Source organism: uncultured Parasphingorhabdus sp. (assembly GCF_963975555.1).
Taxonomy (GTDB): Bacteria; Pseudomonadota; Alphaproteobacteria; order Sphingomonadales; family Sphingomonadaceae; genus Parasphingorhabdus.
Map to the genome: position 1 here is coordinate 215759 of NZ_CAXBHH010000004.1, position 19134 is coordinate 234892.

Sequence of the window (19134 nt, forward strand, 5' to 3'; positions counted from 1 at the left end):
TCAAAGCCCGGCCCCAAAAACAAATATGGCGCAGACCATAGATAGTCCGCGCCATGCTGCCAAGCGTTACCGCCTGAAATATTCAAACTGTTGCTCGATTAACCAGCAACCGCAGCAGCGACTTCGGCTGCGAAATCTTCTTCTTTCTTCTCGATGCCTTCACCAAGCTGGAACCGGACATATTCGGTAAGCTTGATTTCAACGCCAGCATCTTTACCGGCTTGCTCGACGACTTGCGCGACAGGAGTTTTGTTATCCATCACGAAAGTCTGGCTGAGCAGAGCATTTTCCTTGGCAAATTTTGCCATCGCGCCGTCGACCATTTTCTCGACAATATTCTCAGGCTTGCCGGATTCAGCCGCTTTTTCGGTAGCAATTGCGCGCTCACGAGCCAGCAATTCGGGATCAAGGCCGTCTGCGTTCAGAGCCAGCGGGAATGCAGCAGCGATATGCATCGCAATCTGCTTGCCGAGTGGTTCGAGAACATCGGCACCGGCCGTGCTTTCCAGCGCAACCAATACGCCGATCTTGCCCATCGTCGGGGTGACCGCATTGTGGATATAAGGAACGACCAGACCGCTGGATACCGCAACCGTTTTCATCCGGCGGATCGCCTGGTTTTCACCGATTGTCGCAATATTGTTGGTCAGAACGTCTTTTACGCTACCGCCGGTAGGATAATCCGCTGCAGCAAGCGCTTCGACATCATCTTCATTCAGCCCCAGTGCAACAGCTGTTACCTTGGTAACAAAGTCCTGGAACTGGTCATTCTTGGCAACGAAATCGGTTTCACTGTTCACTTCGACAGCAACACCCTTGGTGCCTTCGACCGAGACGCCGACAAGGCCTTCAGCAGCCGTACGGCTTGATTTTTTCTGGGCTGCGGCAAGACCTTTGGTCCGCAACAGGTCAACCGCCGCTTCAACGTCGCCATTGGTTTCGTTCAGCGCTTTTTTGCAATCCATCATGCCAGCGCCGGTGCGCTCGCGCAGTTCTTTCACTGCTGCTGCTGTAATAGCCATAATTTGTTCCTCAATTTCTTGATCGGGAAATGTGAAATTGGGGCGACATAAATGTCGCCCCGTTTATTTTCGTAGCAGCCCATATATGGCTGCAGAAAGATGCTTCAAGTTCAGGCTTTATCGTCAGCCTTTTCAGGAGCCGCTTTTTCTTCAGCCTTCGCTTCAGCAGGAGCTGCTTCAGCCGGTGCCATTTCTGCTGCTATTCCAGCAATATCGGCAACCGCTGCTTCTTCACCGGAAGCCATCGCACTTGCATTGGCTTCGCTCGAAACAATCTGCTCGACCGGAGGAGCAACAGCTGCCCCGAGATCTGCGCCAGCTGCAACCATAGCGTCCTGGCCGCCCTTGGTGGCTGCTGCAGCAACGGATTCGCAATAGAGGCGAATCGCGCGCGCCGCATCGTCATTGCCCGGTACCGGGAAAGCGATGTTGCTTGGATCAACGTTCGAGTCGAGGATCGCGACAACCGGAATACCCAGAACATTGGCTTCCTTGATGGCGAGTTCTTCCTTGTTGGCATCGATCACGAACATGACATCAGGAATGCCGCCCATGTCACGGATACCGCCAAGCGAAAGTTCCAGCTTGATGTGCTCGCGCGTCATCTGCAGGACTTCTTTCTTGGTAAAGCCAGCGGTGTCACCACCGAGCTGCTCTTCCAGGGTTTTCATCCGGCGAATCGAGTTTGAAATGGTTTTCCAGTTGGTCAGCATGCCGCCGAGCCAGCGATGGTTTACGAAATGCTGGCCACTTGCGCGGGCGGCTTCAGCGATAGGCTCTTGCGCCTGACGCTTGGTACCCACGAAGAGAACCTTGCCGCCAGCGGAAGCCGCATTGGCGATAAAATCAAGCGCCCGTGCGAACAAGGGCACGCTCTGCGAAAGGTCAAGAATATGGACACTGTTGCGGGCGCCAAAGATGTACGGTTTCATCTTCGGGTTCCAGCGGTGGGTCTGGTGGCCGAAATGAGCTCCGGCTTCAATCAATTGCTGTAGGGTGACGACAGGGGCCGCCATAATATTTCTCCTTATCCGGTTATGCCTCTGGAAAGCTGAGAACCTCAAACGACCTTAAAGACCGCTATCGGCACCGGTATGAGTGCTTTCCATGTGGAATGAGCGTGCCGTTAAGGCGAAGCGGAACAAAATGCAACCACAAACTGGGCTTCGCCTGCCTTACCTACGTTCTTCTGCTGCATTTGCCAGTTCCCAGACAGGCATCGGTTGACCCTCTAGTTGCTACAGGGTCCATAAGACCCGGCGAATCGAGACCAGAGGAGGCCAACTGCATGCCAAAAATTTGCTGCAACAATTCCCGACGGCACAAGCAAGATTAAGAATCTCACGTTGAGAATGGATTTGCTGCGAGTGCATCTGCCTACGCCCGCCTCCTTCCCGGCGATCCGATCGCCCATTCTCTAATGTTCCAACCTTCATATTTTCACGAAAGACTTCTCATGACATCCTGCTACCGCCCGCTCCTTCTTGCTTCTGCGAGCACGTTGTTTTTTGCTGCCCCGGCTGCGGCACAGGCCGTCGCACAAGATAATCATGATGAAGCGGCACATTCCGACGACCATCACGATGATGAAGCCGAAGAAGCCATTATTGTTCAAGGTACCCGCAACCGTCGACGCGTACAGGATGAGCCGATCCGCGTCGAAGTGATCGCGGGTGAAGAGATTGAAGAAAAAGCGATTATGCGTCCGGGCAATATCGCGATGCTGGTCAGCGAAACCGGCGGGGTGCGTGTGCAGGTCACCTCTCCTGCCCTTGGCGCTGCCAATGTGCGCATTCAGGGCCTCGAAGGACGCTATACCCAGTTGCTGGCCGATGGCCTGCCGCTTTATGGCGGACAATCCGCATCGCTCGGACTGCTGCAGATTCCTCCTACCGACCTTTCCCAGGTAGAAGTCATCAAGGGCGCTGCTTTCGCGCTTTACGGATCGTCAGCACTTGGCGGCGTGATCAACCTGATCTCCCGACGTCCGGACGATAGGTTCGCGGCAGAGATCCTGATGAATACCACTACCCGCAACGGGCAGGACATCACGGGCTATCTATCCACGCCGCTCGCCTCAGGCCTCGGGGTGTCGCTAACCGCCGGTGCCCATCGTCAAAGCGGCCAGGACATTGACGGCGATGGCTGGTACGACATTCCGGCCTATGACCGGTTATCCGCCCGCCCGCGATTTCAATGGGACGGTGAAGACGGCAGTTCCGTCTACCTCACCCTTGGCATGATGACCGAGGAGCGAATTGGCGGCACCCTGCCCGGCCGTCTGGTGCCCGGCGGATCACCGTTCCAGCAGACACAGGACACTGATCGTCTTGACGCAGGTCTGGTTGCGGAAACGCCATTGGGGTCCACGACAACCTTGCATCTCCGCGCTTCTGCGATGCGGCAGGACCATTTGCACCGTTTCGGAACAACCATTGAGGATGACCGTCACGAAAACCTGTTTACCGAAGCATCGGTATCGGGCGGCATCGGTTCAACCAGTTGGGTCGGCGGCGTCGCCTTTCAATCAGACCGCTTTCGTTCGAAGACATTCTCCGCATTTGACTATAACTACGATGTGCCAGGAATTTTCGGGCAGCTGGAGCATGAGGCAACGCGGGACCTGACTCTGGCGGCAAGCGCGCGCGTCGATTTTCACGACGAGTTTGGCACGCAGTTTAGCCCCCGGCTTTCGGCGCTTTACCGGCCCGGCTTCTGGACGATCCGCGGATCACTTGGTGGCGGCTTCTTTGCGCCTACGCCGTTCGTCGACGAAATCGAGGCAGCGGGGCTGTCACGGCTGGAACCGCTTGGCGATCTTGCTGCTGAAAAAGCCCGGACCGCTTCGCTGGATATCGGCTACGCCCGTGGCCCCTTCGAAGCCAATGTCACCCTGTTCGGCGCCAATATCGAAAATGCGACCCGACTTGTGGAGATCGCGCCAGACCGCGTGCGTCTCGCCAACATCAACGGAACCTCGCGCGTTCGCGGATCGGAACTGTTGCTCCGGTTCAAGCAGAACGGATATACCCTGACCGGAAGCTATGTCTTCGTCGACAGTAGCGAGCCCGACCCCACAGGCCCCGGTCACCGCACCACACCATTGACACCGCGTCACACTGCCGGACTTGTCGGGATGTGGGAAGAACATGGCAAGGGCCGCATCGGTCTGGAAGCTTATTATACCGGCAAGCAGAAGCTTGAAGACAATCCCTATCGGCAAAACAGCCGGGCTTACGTCCATCTCGGCATTCTGGGCGAGATCGTGCTTGGCGGCATCAGCCTGTTCGTCAACGCAGAAAATTTGCTCAATATCCGCCAGACCCGTTACGATCCACTATTGCTTCCGCAACGGGCTGCCAGCGGTCAATGGACAGTCGATGCATGGGCACCCCTCGACGGATTTACTCTTAACGGTGGTGTGCGGATAAGATTCGGAGGAGACTGACCATTAAGGTAGATTCACCGCGAATAGCGAACGGGTAGCCGATACCGCCACCGCATCTCGCAACTTTTTGATTCCCGGCTCGTATTGTCACCATGATTCACAAAGCGCTTGACAATGAGAACATAAATGGAACATTAGGCGCTCATTGAAAGAACAAATGAGGTCGTATCATGCTTAGTATCGCTATCGCTACTTTTTTTGCACTCGCTTTTGCCGGCGCCTTATTCGTCATCACCATTATGTTTGTTCAATATCGCGGGAAAATTCTCAGCGTCATTGAGAGCGAATTTTCGACCAATCATTCGGCGGCGATCTTACCGCAGACGACCTATCGTCACCGGACAGTCAAAACGCCCCAGCTTATGAAACAGTATCGCTCGGCACAGCCCGTTCCGCTGCGCGTTGCCGCCTGACTCTCGCGTAGCTTCTGACGCTGAAGGGAATCATTATCAGATAGACGATGCTGATTGCTGTAAGCATGATCCACGGGGAGTTGATCAGGGCAACACCAACCAGTGCAACCACGGCGATCCCTTCAAGCCTGATGTTCTTGCGGAGGCGTAATGACGACCAACTGAACGTTGCAGTATTGGAAATCATCAGAAACGCGATCAGAACAATCCACGGCGACACCAGCGCATAATGGCGGAAAATTTCCTGATCGGTGATCATCCACAGATAAAGGGGCAACATTGCCAGACCGGCACCGACCGGCGCCGGAATACCGGTCAGAAACCCAGCCGATTTATGAGGCTGATCATCTTCGTCGATCAAAGCATTGAAACGCGCTAGCCTGAGCGCACAACCGACCGCCATAGTGAGTGCCAACACCCAACCAAATTGCGGCATATATTGGGTCGACCAGAGGAACATCACTAGCGCCGGAGAAACACCGAAAGCGATAACATCCGACAACGAGTCGAGTTCGGCACCAAAGCGGCTCTGTGCATTTAACAGGCGCGCAATCCGGCCATCCAGACCATCCAATATCCCCGCGAGAACAATTGATCCCGCTGCCAGCACCCAATTATCCAGATAAGCGAAGCGAACGCTGCTCAAACCCACGCACAGCGCCAGCGCTGTGACCGCATTCGGGACAAAGGCGCGCAAAGATATGCCTCTCTCGGGTCTTTTTATGGAACCTTTGTCAGCCATCAATATTGCTGCCATCTGACGGCGAATGGTACGACTGTCATTGGCCGACGCCTTCAATCTCTTTCATCTGCCCGATGATCGCGATCACGGTTTCACCGGCGATCGTCCGCTGCCCCAACACGACATTGGGTTCAGTCCCCTTGGGCAGATAGACATCGACGCGGCTACCAAAACGAATCAGTCCGATTCGCTGTCCGACGGCGACAAAATCACCTTCCTTGACGAAGGCCATGATCCGTCGTGCTACCAGACCCGCAATCTGGGTAAAACCTACCTTCAGCCCGTCATTGCGTTCGACCAGGAAATGTTGCCGTTCATTTTCTTCGCTCGCTTTATCAAGGTCCGCGTTCAGAAATTTTCCGGAAATATAGGCCTGACGCTTGACCGTTCCCTCGATCGGCGTCCGGTTAACGTGCACATCAAACACACTCATGAAAATCGAAACCCGGATCAACTCTTCATCGCCAAGGCCGCCCTCGCCCTGTAATTCAACGGGTGGCTTCACCGGCATAATCAGGTTCACCAGGCCATCGGCAGGTGCAACAATATATTTCTCGTCGAGTGGCGTAACCCGCTTGGGATCGCGGAAAAACGCCAATACCCACACGGTAATGCCCGCCATCGGCCAAGCCAGGGTTTCCCAGGCCATGACCGCAAAAAATGCGGTGATGACGCCAGCGATGACCGCAAATTTGCGACCTTCAGGATGGATCGGTGGAAAAGCCCATTTGGCTTCTCCCAGTCCTTTGTTTGAATATTTCTCGATTGCCATTGATGCTACTTAGAGACGGCCCATTGTTCTGACAACACTCCCGTTGATTTATCGGCAATTCGCGATGCCGATTTTGCACGGCCCTCAGCAACTCAAGGTTGAACAAATGACAATCTTTGCTAAGAGGCTCGCAACAATCAGTCCTCCCTTTTGCTCCCGTTTCAGGAAAGTCTACACGATATGTCGAAAATCAAGGTCAAAAATCCAGTCGTCGAACTTGACGGCGATGAAATGACTCGCATCATCTGGCAATGGATTCGTGAACGATTGATTGAACCTTATCTCGACATTGATTTGCATTATTATGATCTCGCGATCGAAGTACGCGATGAAACCAACGACAAAATTACCGTCGATGCAGCCAATGCGATCAAGAAACATGGCGTTGGCGTGAAATGCGCGACGATCACACCCGACGAAGCGCGGGTAGAAGAATTCGGCCTGAAGCGGATGTGGAAATCCCCGAACGGCACGATCCGGAACATCTTGGGCGGCGTTGTATTCCGCGAACCCATCGTCATCGACAATGTGCCGCGCCTCGTACCAGGCTGGACAGATCCTATCGTTGTCGGTCGTCATGCCTTTGGCGACCAATATCGTGCGACCGACTTCAAGGTTCCGGGCCCCGGCAAGCTGCGGCTGATCTGGGAAGGCGACAATGGCGATAAAATCGACGAGGAAGTCTTCCAGTTCCCCTCCCCGGGCGTTGCCATGGCGATGTATAACCTGGACGACTCGATTCGCGATTTTGCCCGCGCATCGATGAACTATGGCCTCAACCGTCAATGGCCGGTCTATCTGTCGACCAAGAACACGATCATGAAAGCCTATGACGGGCGTTTCAAGGATCTGTTCGAAGAAATTTTCGAAGCCGAGTTCAAAGACAAGTTCGACAAGGCTGGCATCACCTACGAACATCGTCTGATCGATGACATGGTTGCTTCGGCAATGAAATGGAGCGGCAAGTTCGTCTGGGCCTGCAAAAACTATGATGGCGATGTCCAGTCGGACACAGTCGCGCAGGGCTTCGGTTCGCTCGGCTTAATGACATCGGTATTGATGACACCAACCGGCGATTGTGTCGAAGCAGAAGCCGCGCACGGTACGGTAACCCGCCACTATCGCCAGCATCAGCAAGGCAAGGCAACATCGACCAATCCGATTGCGTCGATCTTTGCCTGGACACGCGGCCTTATCTATCGTGGCCAATTCGATAACACACCAGACGTCACGCGCTTCGCCGAAACTTTGGAACGTGTCTGTATCCAGACCGTTGAAAATGGCGACATGACCAAGGATCTCGCGATCCTTATCGGTCCAGACCAGTCGTGGATGACGACCGAGCAGTTTTTTGAAGCGGTTCGCTCCAATCTGGAAACGGAAATGGAAAACTGGAAATAATAATTCCGGAATGATGGAAGCTTCGGGCGATGGGATATCCTGTCGCCCAAGCTCCAATCCGATGATCCCCCTGGGGATAGGCCGCAGCAACGAACTATCGTGAGCTAACTCAACGATAATCACAGGCTCTCCTATCAATTGCGTCCTCCATCACGTAACCTGCTGACAAATAGCATCGTTCGCGTATAGAGACGCACCATGCACAGTCCGCTCGAAAATCCAGCCTTCATAGATGCCATCGTGATCCTCGGTGCGGCAGGAATCGTTATTCCTGCCTTCACCCGTTTCCGCATCACGCCGATCATCGGCTTCATTCTAGTCGGCATATTGCTCGGACCGTCCGGGCTCGGCTCTCTCCAGAGCCAATATGGATGGTTACAATTTGTCACGATCAGCGATAGCGAAGCGATCGAGCCGTTCGCCGAAATGGGTATCATATTATTGCTCTTCTCGATCGGGCTGGAATTGTCGTTCAAACGGCTCTGGTCCCTGCGCCGCCTTGTCTTCGGGGTCGGTGCGGCAGAGTTGCTGGTGTCGGGACTGATCATCGGTTCTGTCCTATATCTGCTCGGTCAAAATCCGGCTGGTGCCCTGGGACTGGGACTGGCTTTGGCGCTGTCCTCGACCGCTCTGGTACTACCGATGTCTGGCACCAAAAGCCCGGTCGGTCGCGCGGCTCTGGCCATGCTTCTGTTCGAAGACGTCGCCATTGTTCCGATCATTTTCCTTTTGGGCGCCATCTCTCCGGCGATAACCGCCGATGGCGGATGGGGTGATCTATGGCGGACGCTTCTGCTGGGCGGCGCGGTGATTGCGGGCATGCTCGTCCTCGGGCGACTGCTGTTGCCACGAATTTTTGCGCAAGCGGCTCGCACCAAGAGCCCCGAGCTGTTCCTCGCCGTCAGTTTGCTGGTCATCATCCTCGCTAGCCTTGCGACAGCCGCTACCGGATTGTCACCGATCGTCGGCGCCCTTCTCGCTGGCCTGCTCATCGCGGAAACCGAATATCACGGTGAAGTCGAGGTGATCACCCAGCCGTTTAAGGGCCTAGCGCTTGGCGTGTTTCTGATCACCGTTGGCATGCAAGTCGATATTCGCGTTGTCCTTGAAAACTGGGCAAGCCTTCTCACTGCGGTCGTCGGCGTGGTTGTGGTCAAGGCTGCCGTTACCGGCGGCCTGCTGCGTTTTGCCGGTGCTCGGGCAGGCACGGCTACCGAAGCCGGCGTTTTGATGTCCAGTCCCTCGGAAACCACGTTGATCGTATTGGCTGCGGCGATGCAGGCGCAGCTGATCCAGCCACAAACTGCAGCATTCTGGCAGATCGTGACCGCAATCGGCCTGACCATCACACCATTGCTGGCCCGGTTCGGCCATGACATTGCCCGAAGAATGGAAATGCGCAGCGGCAGTAACCTGGCTCCGGATGAGCAACAGGTTGAACCCCAGCAAACAATCATTATCGGCTTTGGCCGGGTCGGCAAGCTGATCGCCGACTTGCTGATCACCCATAATCAAAAATTTCTGGCGGTAGAGACCAACATTGATACGGTCGCAAAGGCCCGCCGCGAAGGCTATCCCATCAAGTTCGGCAATGTATCCCGCAACGAAATGCTCGACCGTTTGCGGCTGGGCCACGCAAAAGCTCTGGTCCTGACGATGGATGAGCCAGTGCTCTCTGTACAGATCGTCAAGAAGGTCCGCGCCTGGGTGCCGGACCTGCCGATCATTGCCAGGGCCCGTGATATCGAGCATGCTGCAGAGCTCTATCAAGCAGGTGCGACGAATGCGGTTCCAGAAGCGCTAGAGGGTTCCCTGCAATTATCTGAAGCCGTGCTGGTCGAAAATGGCGTTGCCATGGGCCCGGTCATCGCCTCGATCCATGAACTGCGCGATATCTATCGCAAGCAGATTCAGGAAGACGGCGATCTCGAGCAGGAACCCAAACTGAAATCCTATTCCACTTCCACCGGACAGGCGACAGCTGACGATTTGGTGCCGGACGGTCTCAGCCCGCAAGAACAGACCTGATAGCGGCAATCGCTTCATCGGCTTTTGCGCCATCAGGCCCTCCGCCTTGCGCCATGTCCGGACGACCGCCACCGCCCTTGCCGCCAACTGCAGCAACCCCGGCTTGAACCAGATCGACCGCGCTCAAGCGCTCGGTCAAGTCGTCCGTCACTCCGACCGCAACCGTTGCACGACCGTCGTTAACCGCAACCATCGCACTGACACCGCTCGACAGTTCCTTTTTCGCCTGATCGACCAGACCGCGCAATTCCTTGGGATTCAGGCCCTGAATGACCTTGCCGCTAAACGCGACGCCGCCGATGGATTCCGTCTCGGTCGCTTGCGTGCTTCCGCCATCGCCGGCCAATGCCAGCGCAGTTTTTGCTTCGGTCAGTTCCCGGTCCAGCTTTTTGCGTTCTTCAACCAATATGGCGACACGATCCGCTGCTTCTTCGGGAGAAGCCTTGAGCGTCGCAGCAATAGATTTAAGCTTGGCGTCACGGTCGCCAAACCACAGGCGTGCCGCTTCACCGGTCAGCGCTTCGATTCTCCGGACGCCGCTGGCGACCGCGGATTCTGAAATGATGACCATCAACCCAATATCGCCAAGAGCCTGGACATGGGTGCCGCCGCATAATTCTACCGAATAATCGAGATCGGCTTCCCGGCCCATCGACAGCACGCGCACTTCATCGCCATATTTTTCGCCAAAAAGAGCCAGTGCGCCTGCTTCTACGGCCTCATCGGGGCTCATCAACCGCGTGGTGACCAGACTATTTCCGCGGATCTGCGCGTTCACATCAGCCTCGACGGCTTTCATTTCTGCTTCGGTCAAAGCCGACAGATGCGAAAAATCGAAGCGCAGGCGGTCAGCAGCGACGAGACTGCCCTTCTGCGTCACATGGTCGCCGAGATGATGCCGCAACGCCTTGTGCAGCAAATGGGTGGCGCTGTGATTGGCACGCAACGCAGTGCGCCGGTTTCCATCCACTTCGAGGTGCACCATGTCTCCGACGGACACGGAGCCCGACCTGATTTCGATCTGATGGGCATGGAGCCGTCCCAGCGGTTTTCTGGTGTCGGTCACGCTAGCGGCGAAACTGTCGGTGCCAGAGATCTTGCCGGCATCACCCATCTGCCCGCCGCTTTCGCCGTAAAAAGGCGTCTGGTTCGTCAGCAGGGTGACCGTATCGCCTTTATTGGCAACTTCAATCTCTACGCCATCCTTGACCAGTGCGACAACGACGCCCTCGCCCTCTTCGGACGTATAGCCGGTAAATTCGGTACTGCCTTCCCGCTCTGCAATATCGAACCACACAGCGTCGGAAGCCTGATCGCCGGACCCTTTCCAGGCAGCACGGGCAGCGGCTTTTTGCTCCGCCATCGCCTTGTCAAAGCCGTCGCGATCCACACCCAGCGATTGGGCGCGCAAAGCGTCTTCGGTCAGATCATAAGGAAAACCGAATGTATCATAGAGTTTAAACGCGGTTTCGCCAGGCAGGATATCACCTTCACCCATATCGGCGATTTCGGCATCGAGCAGCTTCAGGCCATTGGCCAATGTCCGGCGAAAATTATTTTCCTCGCGAAGCAATGTCTCTTCGATCAGCGGTTTCGCGCGGATCAGCTCGGGGAATGCATTGCCCATTTCGCCCGTTAACGAACCGACCATCCGGTGCATCAACGGATCCTTGGCGCCGAGCAAGTGGGCATGGCGCATGGCCCGGCGCATGATCCGGCGCAGCACATAGCCGCGGCCTTCGTTCGATGGCAGGACGCCGTCCGCGACAAGGAAAGAGGAAGCCCGCAAATGGTCTGCAATCACCCGGTGGCTGGCCTGATTATCGCCTGTCGTGGCCGTGCCGGTCAGCGACCCGGACTCGGCGATCAGCGCCTTGAACAGGTCGATGTCATAATTGTCGTGCACGCCCTGCATGACGGCAGCAACACGTTCGAGTCCCATACCGGTATCGATCGACGGCTTGGGCAGATCGACGCGATCGCCCTCGCCGCGCTGGTCATATTGCATGAACACGAGGTTCCAGATTTCGACAAAGCGATCGCCGTCTTCGTCCGGGCTGCCCGGAGGACCACCGGGAATATGGTCGCCGTGATCATAGAATATTTCACTGCAAGGGCCGCAGGGTCCGGTATCGCCCATCGACCAGAAATTGTCATCGGTAGCGATGCGAATGATACGTTCATCCGGAAGGCCTGCAATCTTCTTCCAAAGGTCAAAGGCTTCATCGTCAGTATGATAGACGGTCACGGTCAACCGGTCGGGTGAAATACCCCAGGTTTTTGTAATCAGGTCCCAGGCATGGTGGATCGCCTGCTCCTTGAAATAGTCGCCGAAGGAGAAATTCCCGAGCATTTCGAAAAACGTGTGATGGCGCGCGGTATAGCCGACATTATCCAGATCATTATGCTTGCCGCCGGCGCGAACGCATTTCTGGCTGGAAGTAGCCGTAGAATAAGGGCTTTTTTCTGCACCGGTGAAGATATTCTTGAACGGGACCATACCCGCATTGATGAACATCAGCGTCGGATCATTATAGGGAATGAGCGGCGACGAGGGGACGATCTCGTGACCCTGGGCGGCGAAATAGTCCAGAAAAGACCGTCTTATATCATTGGTGGTTTGCATCATTTCGACTTAGGGGAGCGATCTGCCGTTGACAATCCCGAGAATGGATCGAAAATCATGCATAGGCATAAGGACCGCCCTTTTCGAGTGCGGTACGATATTGCGGACGAGCATGAATGCGCGCCAGCCAAGCCTGCAGGTTGGGATAGCGATCGTCCAGTCCAGCACGGAGCTGACATGCTTCGAGCGGGAAGCTCATCATGATATCGGCGGCGGTGAGTTGGTCTCCAGCAAAATAGTCCCGGTCCGCCAGCTCGGTTTCCAGCCAGACAAGCAAGTCAGTGACCATCTGGCCAACCGGTTTGCGCGCTGGCAGGCCGAGCAGGCCTAGACGTCCCACAACCAGCAGCCCGTATAATGGCGGCATCATGGATCCCTCGGCAAAGTGGAGATATTGGGTATAGAGTCGCGCATTCTTGGCGTCACCCGGCGCACCCAGTTTGCCGTCGGCTTTCGCAACCAGATATTCGGCAATCGCCGCGGTTTCAATAATCACGTCCCCGTCATCCTCGATCATCGGCGACTTGCCGAGCGGATGGATAGCCTTCAGACTGTCCGGGGCTTTCTGGGTTTTGGGATTCCGCTCATAGCGTTTAATCTCGTAAGGCAGGCCGAGTTCCTCGAGCAACCAGATGATCCGCTGCGAGCGGCTGTTTTCAAGATGATGCAGAATGATGGTCATTGCTATATTGGCCTTCCGAAAAGCTCGCGGTTTGTCAAAGCTGGGTCAAGCGAAGCGTTGTAAGGAGCCAAATGTCAATCTTTTCCCGGATTTTAGCAGTCCACTACCTATAGAAAACGCCAATAAAAATGGGCCGTCCTACAGTCGGGGGACAGAAGGACGACCCTATGCCAGGGATCGCCTCGGGGGAGAGTGATCCGGCAAAACTTATAATATTCTGGTTTTCCCGTTCCAGCGTCAGCCGGGAAACGAGAGACGGCCTTCGACCGGGAGGCGCGACCATCAGAGCGATGACATCAGTCACCTCTCTGATGGTCCGATCACCTATTTTTCATCATCATCATTGTCTTTGGCTTTGGACACGGGACCGTTCATCATTTCCTCGGCCACTTCTTCCTGTTTGCCGCGAATCTGATTTTCCAGCTTTTCCATCATTTCCGGATGTTCCAGAAGGAAGCGTTTGGAATTCTCGCGTCCCTGCCCGATGCGAACCGAGTCATAGGAGAACCAGGCACCCGATTTCTCGACAACGCCGGCCTTCACGCCAAGATCGATAATCTCGCCGACCTTGGAAATGCCCTGACCGTACATGATGTCAAACTCGACCTGCTTGAACGGCGGCGCGACCTTGTTTTTGACCACTTTGACACGGGTGGTGTTGCCGACAATATCGTCGCGTTCCTTGATCTGGCCGGTGCGGCGGATGTCGAGCCGGACCGATGCATAGAATTTCAGCGCATTGCCGCCCGAGGTGGTTTCCGGATTGCCGTACATCACGCCGATTTTCATGCGGATCTGGTTGATGAAGATCACCATACATTTGGACCGGCTTATCGAACCGGTCAGCTTGCGCAGCGCCTGGCTCATCAAACGGGCCTGCAGGCCGACATGGGTATCACCCATTTCGCCTTCGATTTCAGCGCGCGGAACCAGAGCAGCGACCGAATCGACAACCAAAATATCAATCGCATTGGAACGCACCAATGTATCAACAATCTCCAGCGCCTGTTCACCGGTGTCGGGCTGGGAAATGATCAACTCGTCGGTATTGACGCCCAATGCCTTGGCATAGACCGGGTCGAGCGCATGTTCCGCATCGACAAAGGCAGCAGTGCCACCGTTTTTCTGCGCTTCGGCAATCACGTGCAACGCAAGCGTGGTCTTGCCGGAGCTTTCCGGTCCGTAAACTTCGATCACGCGGCCTTTTGGTAATCCCCCGATTCCCAACGCGATATCCAGTCCGAGGCTACCGGTGGAGATAGCTTCTATTTCTAGCGCCTTGCGCTGGCCCAGCTTCATGGCCGAGCCTTTACCAAAGGCACGATCGATCTGCGCCAACGCGGCGTCTAGTGCTTTTTGTCTGTCTGATGAGTTCAACTGATTATCCGATTCTACGACTTTTAAATTGCCGGCCATTTGCCTGTCCCCTTCGCTAAATGCTTAACTATCATCAATCAATGATTGTGATGATGTACCGCATTTGTTCTCATAGAACAAGAGGGGAACATAATTTTTTTATTGAGAGGCTAGTTTATTGAAAATAAATCGAAATACCGCCATTTTCTAGTCGGGCTTAGCATGTTCGGCCAGAGTCTCTCCTACCGCTTCTGCTATTTGCGCCACCGAAAACGGTTTCGGAAGAAAATTCACCTTGTCGAGATCGATCGACTTGCGCAACTGCTCCTCGGCATAACCGGACATGAACAATATCGGCAGATCCGGATATTGTTTGCGGACATGCTTGGCCATGGTCGGACCATCCATATTCGGCATCACCACATCTGATACGATAATGTCGAACTTCTGCTCTTCATCGACCTGAGCGGCCAACAGCCCCAAGGCTTCCTCGCCTTCGCTGGCGGTCACAACCGTATAGCCTTGACGGATCAGAGCCCGCTCCGCGACGGCGCGGACCATATCCTCGTCCTCGACCAGCAGAATATGGGCACTTCCCCACAATTCTTTTCTAGCCGTCGCCTTGACCGGCGGCGAACTCAGGCTAGCGCGCGCGACGTCTTCCGCAGTCGGATGGTGAACCGGGAAATAGATCGAGAAAGTGGTGCCCTCACCCGGTTTCGAATCGGCAAAAATATAGCCGCCGGACTGTTTGATGATCCCGTAAACCGTCGACAATCCAAGACCGGTACCCTTGCCCACCGCCTTGGTGGTGAAAAACGGTTCAAAAATCTTGCCGATGACATGCGGTGGAATACCGCTTCCGGAGTCGGCGAAGATCAGCGCAGTATAGTCGCCGACGGGCAGGATATCGCTTTTCAGCGCGCGAACGTCGGACGCGACCACTGCCTGGGTCGAAATCGAAATCTTGCCGCCCTGCGGCATGGCATCCCGCGCGTTTACACCAAGGTTGATGATCACTTGCTCTAGCTGGCCCGGATCTGCGCGGACCAGACCAAGATTGCGGCCATGGCGGACTTCCAGCTCGATCGTCTCGTCGAGCAGCCGCTTGAGCAGGTTCGACACGTCCGCCACCACATCTGGCAGCTGGAGCACTTGCGGCCGCAGAGTCTGCTGGCGCGAGAAAGCAAGCAATTGGCGGGTCAGGCCCGCCGCCCGGTTGCTGTTATTCTTGACCTGCTGGATATCATCATAGTCGCTGTCACCCGGCGAATGGCGCAGCAGCATCAGATCACAATGACCGATGATAGCGGTGAGGATATTGTTGAAATCATGGGCAACGCCCCCGGCCAACTGCCCTACGGCTTGCATTTTCGTAGCCTGCGCGACCTGACTCTTTAATTTCGATTCTTCACTATTGTCCCGGATCGACAGCAGCACCGCCGCTTCACCCAGTCCTCGAACGCCGGCAATACCCAGCGCGACCGACTCTTCGCCGCCATTGCGCAAACGCACCGCCAGATCGCCTGCCAGTGGCGGCCCGCTGGCGTAGCGACGCACGGCATCGGCAACCGCCGACTTATCATCACGGATCATCAGATCGCCAGGATAGAGCGGCTGTTCCTTTTCCTCGATGCCTGCGGTTTTGGCGAAGGCCTCGTTGAAGAAGAGGAAACGACCGTCACGGTCGATCAGCGCCAAGCCCAGCGGCAACAGCGATAACATCGATTCAACCTGTTCCAGCGCTTTGCCGCGTTCGACCATCCCACCATCATCGTCGATCATCAGAATCAACGCAGGAGCCTTTTCCTTTTCCCGGTCTAACGGAACGTGGAACAGACGGACCGGCGTGCCGTGCCGTCCTTCGCGTTCAAAGAATATCGTGCCCTTATCGTCGGAACGCAGGAAATTGATGAAATTGCGGCCAGCTATATTGGCATCAACCCGACCGGTTGCGCGCAAGGCAAAGGCCTGGTTGGACGCGCGGATACGTCCTTCGCCGCCAATGACACTGGCCAAAATACCGGATTCTGAAAATGCCCGGCCACCGCCGCCACTGACGAGGCGGATCATGTCATCCAGGATATCCGCCTGTATTTGCGGTATCATCTGCCACAGGAGATATTCATCGCCCTGCCCCGTGCGGACAACCTTCGCGCTATATTCAGCGACCCCGCGTTTCAGACCTTCCGCATAGCCGCGGCCATCCCTCCACGCTGTGCGGCCAGCGGTCGCGAGAAGCTCGTTACCGCCGGCTTGCAATGGCAGTTCGGGTGGAACGGCCGGACCATTGAACCATTTGGTAAAAAGCTCGTTGGCACAGACCAGTCGACCAGCCCGGTCGGTAATCGCCAGACCGATTTCCGACTGGTCGGCAACCATCCGCGTAACCGCCCAATCGCCGGGATCCGCATAATGCCGATCGTTCTCTTCGGCTTGTGGACGCAAAAAATAGGCAATAGCTGTCATGCTGACTACCAGAGCGACAAAGGCGCTGATCACAGCGATATTCTGCACTTGCCAGTATAGCAGCCCGGCCGAAGCCGCCACCGCCACAACCAGCACCGCCGCTCTTATCCGTACACCAATCAACGACTTGCGGGTACTGTGGTTCAACAACCCGCTATCATTTTGAGCTTTACTGGCCATCGCCCGACCGTTCCAAACGCCGTTTTTCCAGTACCGACTGCCTTTTCCGACCGATCCACCAGCGCCAGCCAAAGCTACTGACCACATATCCGACCGCCGCGAAAACAACGCCCAACACCGCAAATCCAAAGAACGTTACCGCCGCTTCGCGCCCAAGCCAACCCAGCCATTGAGCAACTTCGCTCACAAATTGCGTATCGACAACTTCGTGAACGGCTTGGCCGGATGCACCCGGTTCAATCTGCAATAGCTGTTTACCGATCTGATAGGCAACGGCGATCCAGAACGGATAAGTGAACGGATTGGTGATAAATGTGGTTACAGCAGCAATCGGCACGTTGGCGCGAATGGGTAAAGCCAGGAACAATGCTACAAAAGTCTGCCCGCCCAAGGGAATCAGAAAGCCTGCCAACATTCCAAGCGCCACCCCGCGCGGGACGGACCGACGATTAAAATGCCACAGATCTGATCGTAAAAACCGGTGCGCGATTGGCTTCAAATATCTATTCTTGGCCATGCTCGCCCGGGTCGGCATTTTTTTGTCCAGCCAAACCCCAAAGCGTTTGATTGTTCGCGCGCCCCAATCTTTCGGCGGAGGATCAAAATCGGAATTATCCATGCTCGCGCATCAGTCGGCCCTGTTGCCGTTTCCAGTCACGATCTTTTTCGGTCTGCCGCTTGTCCGGAGCCTTTTTACCCTTGGCCAGCGCCAATTCGAGCTTTGCCTTGCCCTTGCTGTTGAAATAGATCGACAGCGGCACAACGGTCATTCCCTTGCGCATCACGGCCGCATATAATTTGTTGATCTCGCGACGCTTCAGCAGCAGCTTGCGGGGACGGGTCGGCGTATGATTATGACGGTTGCCATGGCTCCATTCGGGAATATTGGAGTTGATCAGCCAGGCTTCCTCGTCCTTAACCTCGGCATAGCTTTCCGCGATGGCTCCCGATCCGAAACGCAATGATTTGACCTCTGTTCCGGTCAACATGATACCGGCCTCGAAATGTTCCTCGAGAAAATAATCATAGCGCGCGCGCCGGTTTTCGGCGACGATCTTCTGCTTGTCAAATTCCACCGGCCGCGGTTTTGCCATTAGATTAGACCTGCCCCTTCCAGGGCGGCATCCACAGCTTTGCGGCTGGCTTCGGACGGAGGTGTCATCGGCAAGCGCAGGTCTGGCGAGAAGTCCGGCAGGACCCGGGACAATGCATATTTGATCGGGCCCGGAGAAGCGTCGGAGAATAGAGATTTGTGCAGCGGATAGAGCACATCATTCAACTCGCGTGCTTTGGCATAGTCGCCCGCAGCACAGGCCGCCTGAAACTCCGCGCATAATTTAGGGGCAACATTGGCGGTTACCGAAATACAGCCAACACCACCGGCAGCATTGAACGCCAGCGACAGTTCGTCGACCCCGGACAGGAGTATAAAATCATCAGCACAATTTAGGCGATGTTCGGTGACCCGGTCGAGAACGCCACTGGCATCCTTGATTGCCACGATACCGGGCAATTTTGACAGGGCCGCAACGGTCTCGGGCTGGATATCCGTGACGGTGCGCGCCGGTACGTTATATAGCACCAGAGGCAGATCAATACTCTCGGTCAGGGTCGTAAAATGGGCCGTAATCCCTTCCTGATTCGGACGGTTGTAATAAGGCGCCACCACCAGACCGGCAGTTGCACCGCATTTTTTCGAGAAAGTAAGATGCAACAGGGCATTGGTGGTATCATTGGACCCACAACCTGCGATGATCGGCACCCTGCCGGCCGCCTGTTCTATGCACACTTCGATAACCCGATGATGCTCTGCATTGGACAAGGTCGATGCTTCACCTGTGGTCCCGCAGGGCACGAGAGCGCTACTGCCCTGGTCAATCTGCCAGTCAACAAGTGCGCGAAACTGGTCTTCGGCAAACGATCCGTCGCGAAAGGGGGTCGCCAGAGCCGGGATGGAGCCGGAAAACATGGAATAATCCTTTATATTTAGCTTGG

Annotated in this window: 14 protein-coding genes; 3 read left to right on the plus strand and 11 right to left on the minus strand. The window is 55.6% G+C overall.

The features are described 5' to 3' along the window. Positions 1–98: 98 nt before the first annotated feature. Positions 99–1022, minus strand: a complete 924-nt coding sequence (gene tsf / locus AAC060_RS10870) for a translation elongation factor Ts (RefSeq protein ID WP_339826024.1) — start codon at positions 1020–1022, stop codon at positions 99–101. A gap of 110 nt (positions 1023–1132) precedes the next feature. Further along, positions 1133–2038: a 30S ribosomal protein S2 gene (gene rpsB / locus AAC060_RS10875; RefSeq protein ID WP_339826026.1), complete on the minus strand. Its 906-nt coding sequence runs from the start codon at positions 2036–2038 to the stop codon at positions 1133–1135. Positions 2039–2478: 440 nt separating this feature from the next. Between rpsB and AAC060_RS10880 the strand changes: the two genes are divergently transcribed. Then, the gene (locus AAC060_RS10880) at positions 2479–4470 is read left to right on the plus strand and encodes a TonB-dependent receptor (RefSeq protein WP_339826028.1); all 1992 of its coding nucleotides are present in this window, start codon (positions 2479–2481) and stop codon (positions 4468–4470) included. A gap of 360 nt (positions 4471–4830) precedes the next feature. Here the strand turns inward: AAC060_RS10880 and AAC060_RS10885 are convergent, their stop codons facing one another. Both AAC060_RS10885 and AAC060_RS10890 read right to left on the minus strand, forming a co-directional pair. Continuing rightward, positions 4831–5625, minus strand: a complete 795-nt coding sequence (locus AAC060_RS10885; RefSeq protein WP_339826031.1) for a phosphatidylcholine/phosphatidylserine synthase — start codon at positions 5623–5625, stop codon at positions 4831–4833. A 37-nt stretch (positions 5626–5662) separates the two neighbouring features. Further along, on the minus strand, positions 5663–6397 hold the full coding sequence (locus tag AAC060_RS10890) for a phosphatidylserine decarboxylase (protein WP_339826033.1): 735 nt from the start codon (positions 6395–6397) through the stop codon (positions 5663–5665). Between the two features lie 180 nt (positions 6398–6577). Between AAC060_RS10890 and AAC060_RS10895 the strand changes: the two genes are divergently transcribed. Together AAC060_RS10895 and AAC060_RS10900 are read left to right on the plus strand one after the other, a co-directional pair. Next, entirely contained in the window at positions 6578–7798 is a 1221-nt protein-coding gene (locus AAC060_RS10895) for an NADP-dependent isocitrate dehydrogenase (protein WP_339826035.1), read from the plus strand. Positions 7799–7996: 198 nt separating this feature from the next. Then, positions 7997–9826, plus strand: coding sequence for a cation:proton antiporter (locus AAC060_RS10900; protein ID WP_339826037.1), 1830 nt, complete (start codon positions 7997–7999; stop codon positions 9824–9826). On the opposite strand, the gene alaS is transcribed toward AAC060_RS10900, so the two are convergent. The 7 genes from alaS to dapA all read right to left on the minus strand — a co-directional run bounded on the left by alaS (position 9804) and on the right by dapA (position 19108). Further along, a complete protein-coding gene (gene alaS / locus AAC060_RS10905; RefSeq protein WP_339826345.1) occupies positions 9804–12452 on the minus strand; it encodes an alanine--tRNA ligase in 2649 nt (882 codons plus the stop codon). The two genes, AAC060_RS10900 and alaS, sit on opposite strands and share 23 nt — an antisense overlap. Before the next feature lie 55 nt (positions 12453–12507). Beyond that, positions 12508–13134 carry a glutathione S-transferase gene (locus AAC060_RS10910; RefSeq protein WP_339826039.1) on the minus strand — a complete coding sequence of 209 codons (627 nt, stop codon included), beginning with the start codon at positions 13132–13134 and terminating at the stop codon, positions 12508–12510. Between the two features lie 324 nt (positions 13135–13458). Beyond that, the gene (gene recA, locus AAC060_RS10915) at positions 13459–14550 is read right to left on the minus strand and encodes a recombinase RecA (RefSeq protein ID WP_339826041.1); all 1092 of its coding nucleotides are present in this window, start codon (positions 14548–14550) and stop codon (positions 13459–13461) included. A 147-nt stretch (positions 14551–14697) separates the two neighbouring features. Next, entirely contained in the window at positions 14698–17139 is a 2442-nt protein-coding gene (locus AAC060_RS10920) for a response regulator (RefSeq protein ID WP_339826044.1), read from the minus strand. Beyond that, positions 17129–17758, minus strand: coding sequence for a DUF2062 domain-containing protein (locus AAC060_RS10925; RefSeq protein ID WP_339826047.1), 630 nt, complete (start codon positions 17756–17758; stop codon positions 17129–17131). The genes AAC060_RS10920 and AAC060_RS10925 overlap by 11 nt, the downstream gene beginning before the upstream one ends. Next, entirely contained in the window at positions 17751–18233 is a 483-nt protein-coding gene (smpB, locus tag AAC060_RS10930) for an SsrA-binding protein SmpB (protein ID WP_339689488.1), read from the minus strand. The genes AAC060_RS10925 and smpB overlap by 8 nt, the downstream gene beginning before the upstream one ends. Continuing rightward, on the minus strand, positions 18233–19108 hold the full coding sequence (gene dapA, locus AAC060_RS10935; protein WP_339826050.1) for a 4-hydroxy-tetrahydrodipicolinate synthase: 876 nt from the start codon (positions 19106–19108) through the stop codon (positions 18233–18235). The genes smpB and dapA overlap by 1 nt, the downstream gene beginning before the upstream one ends. Positions 19109–19134: the final 26 nt, after the last annotated feature.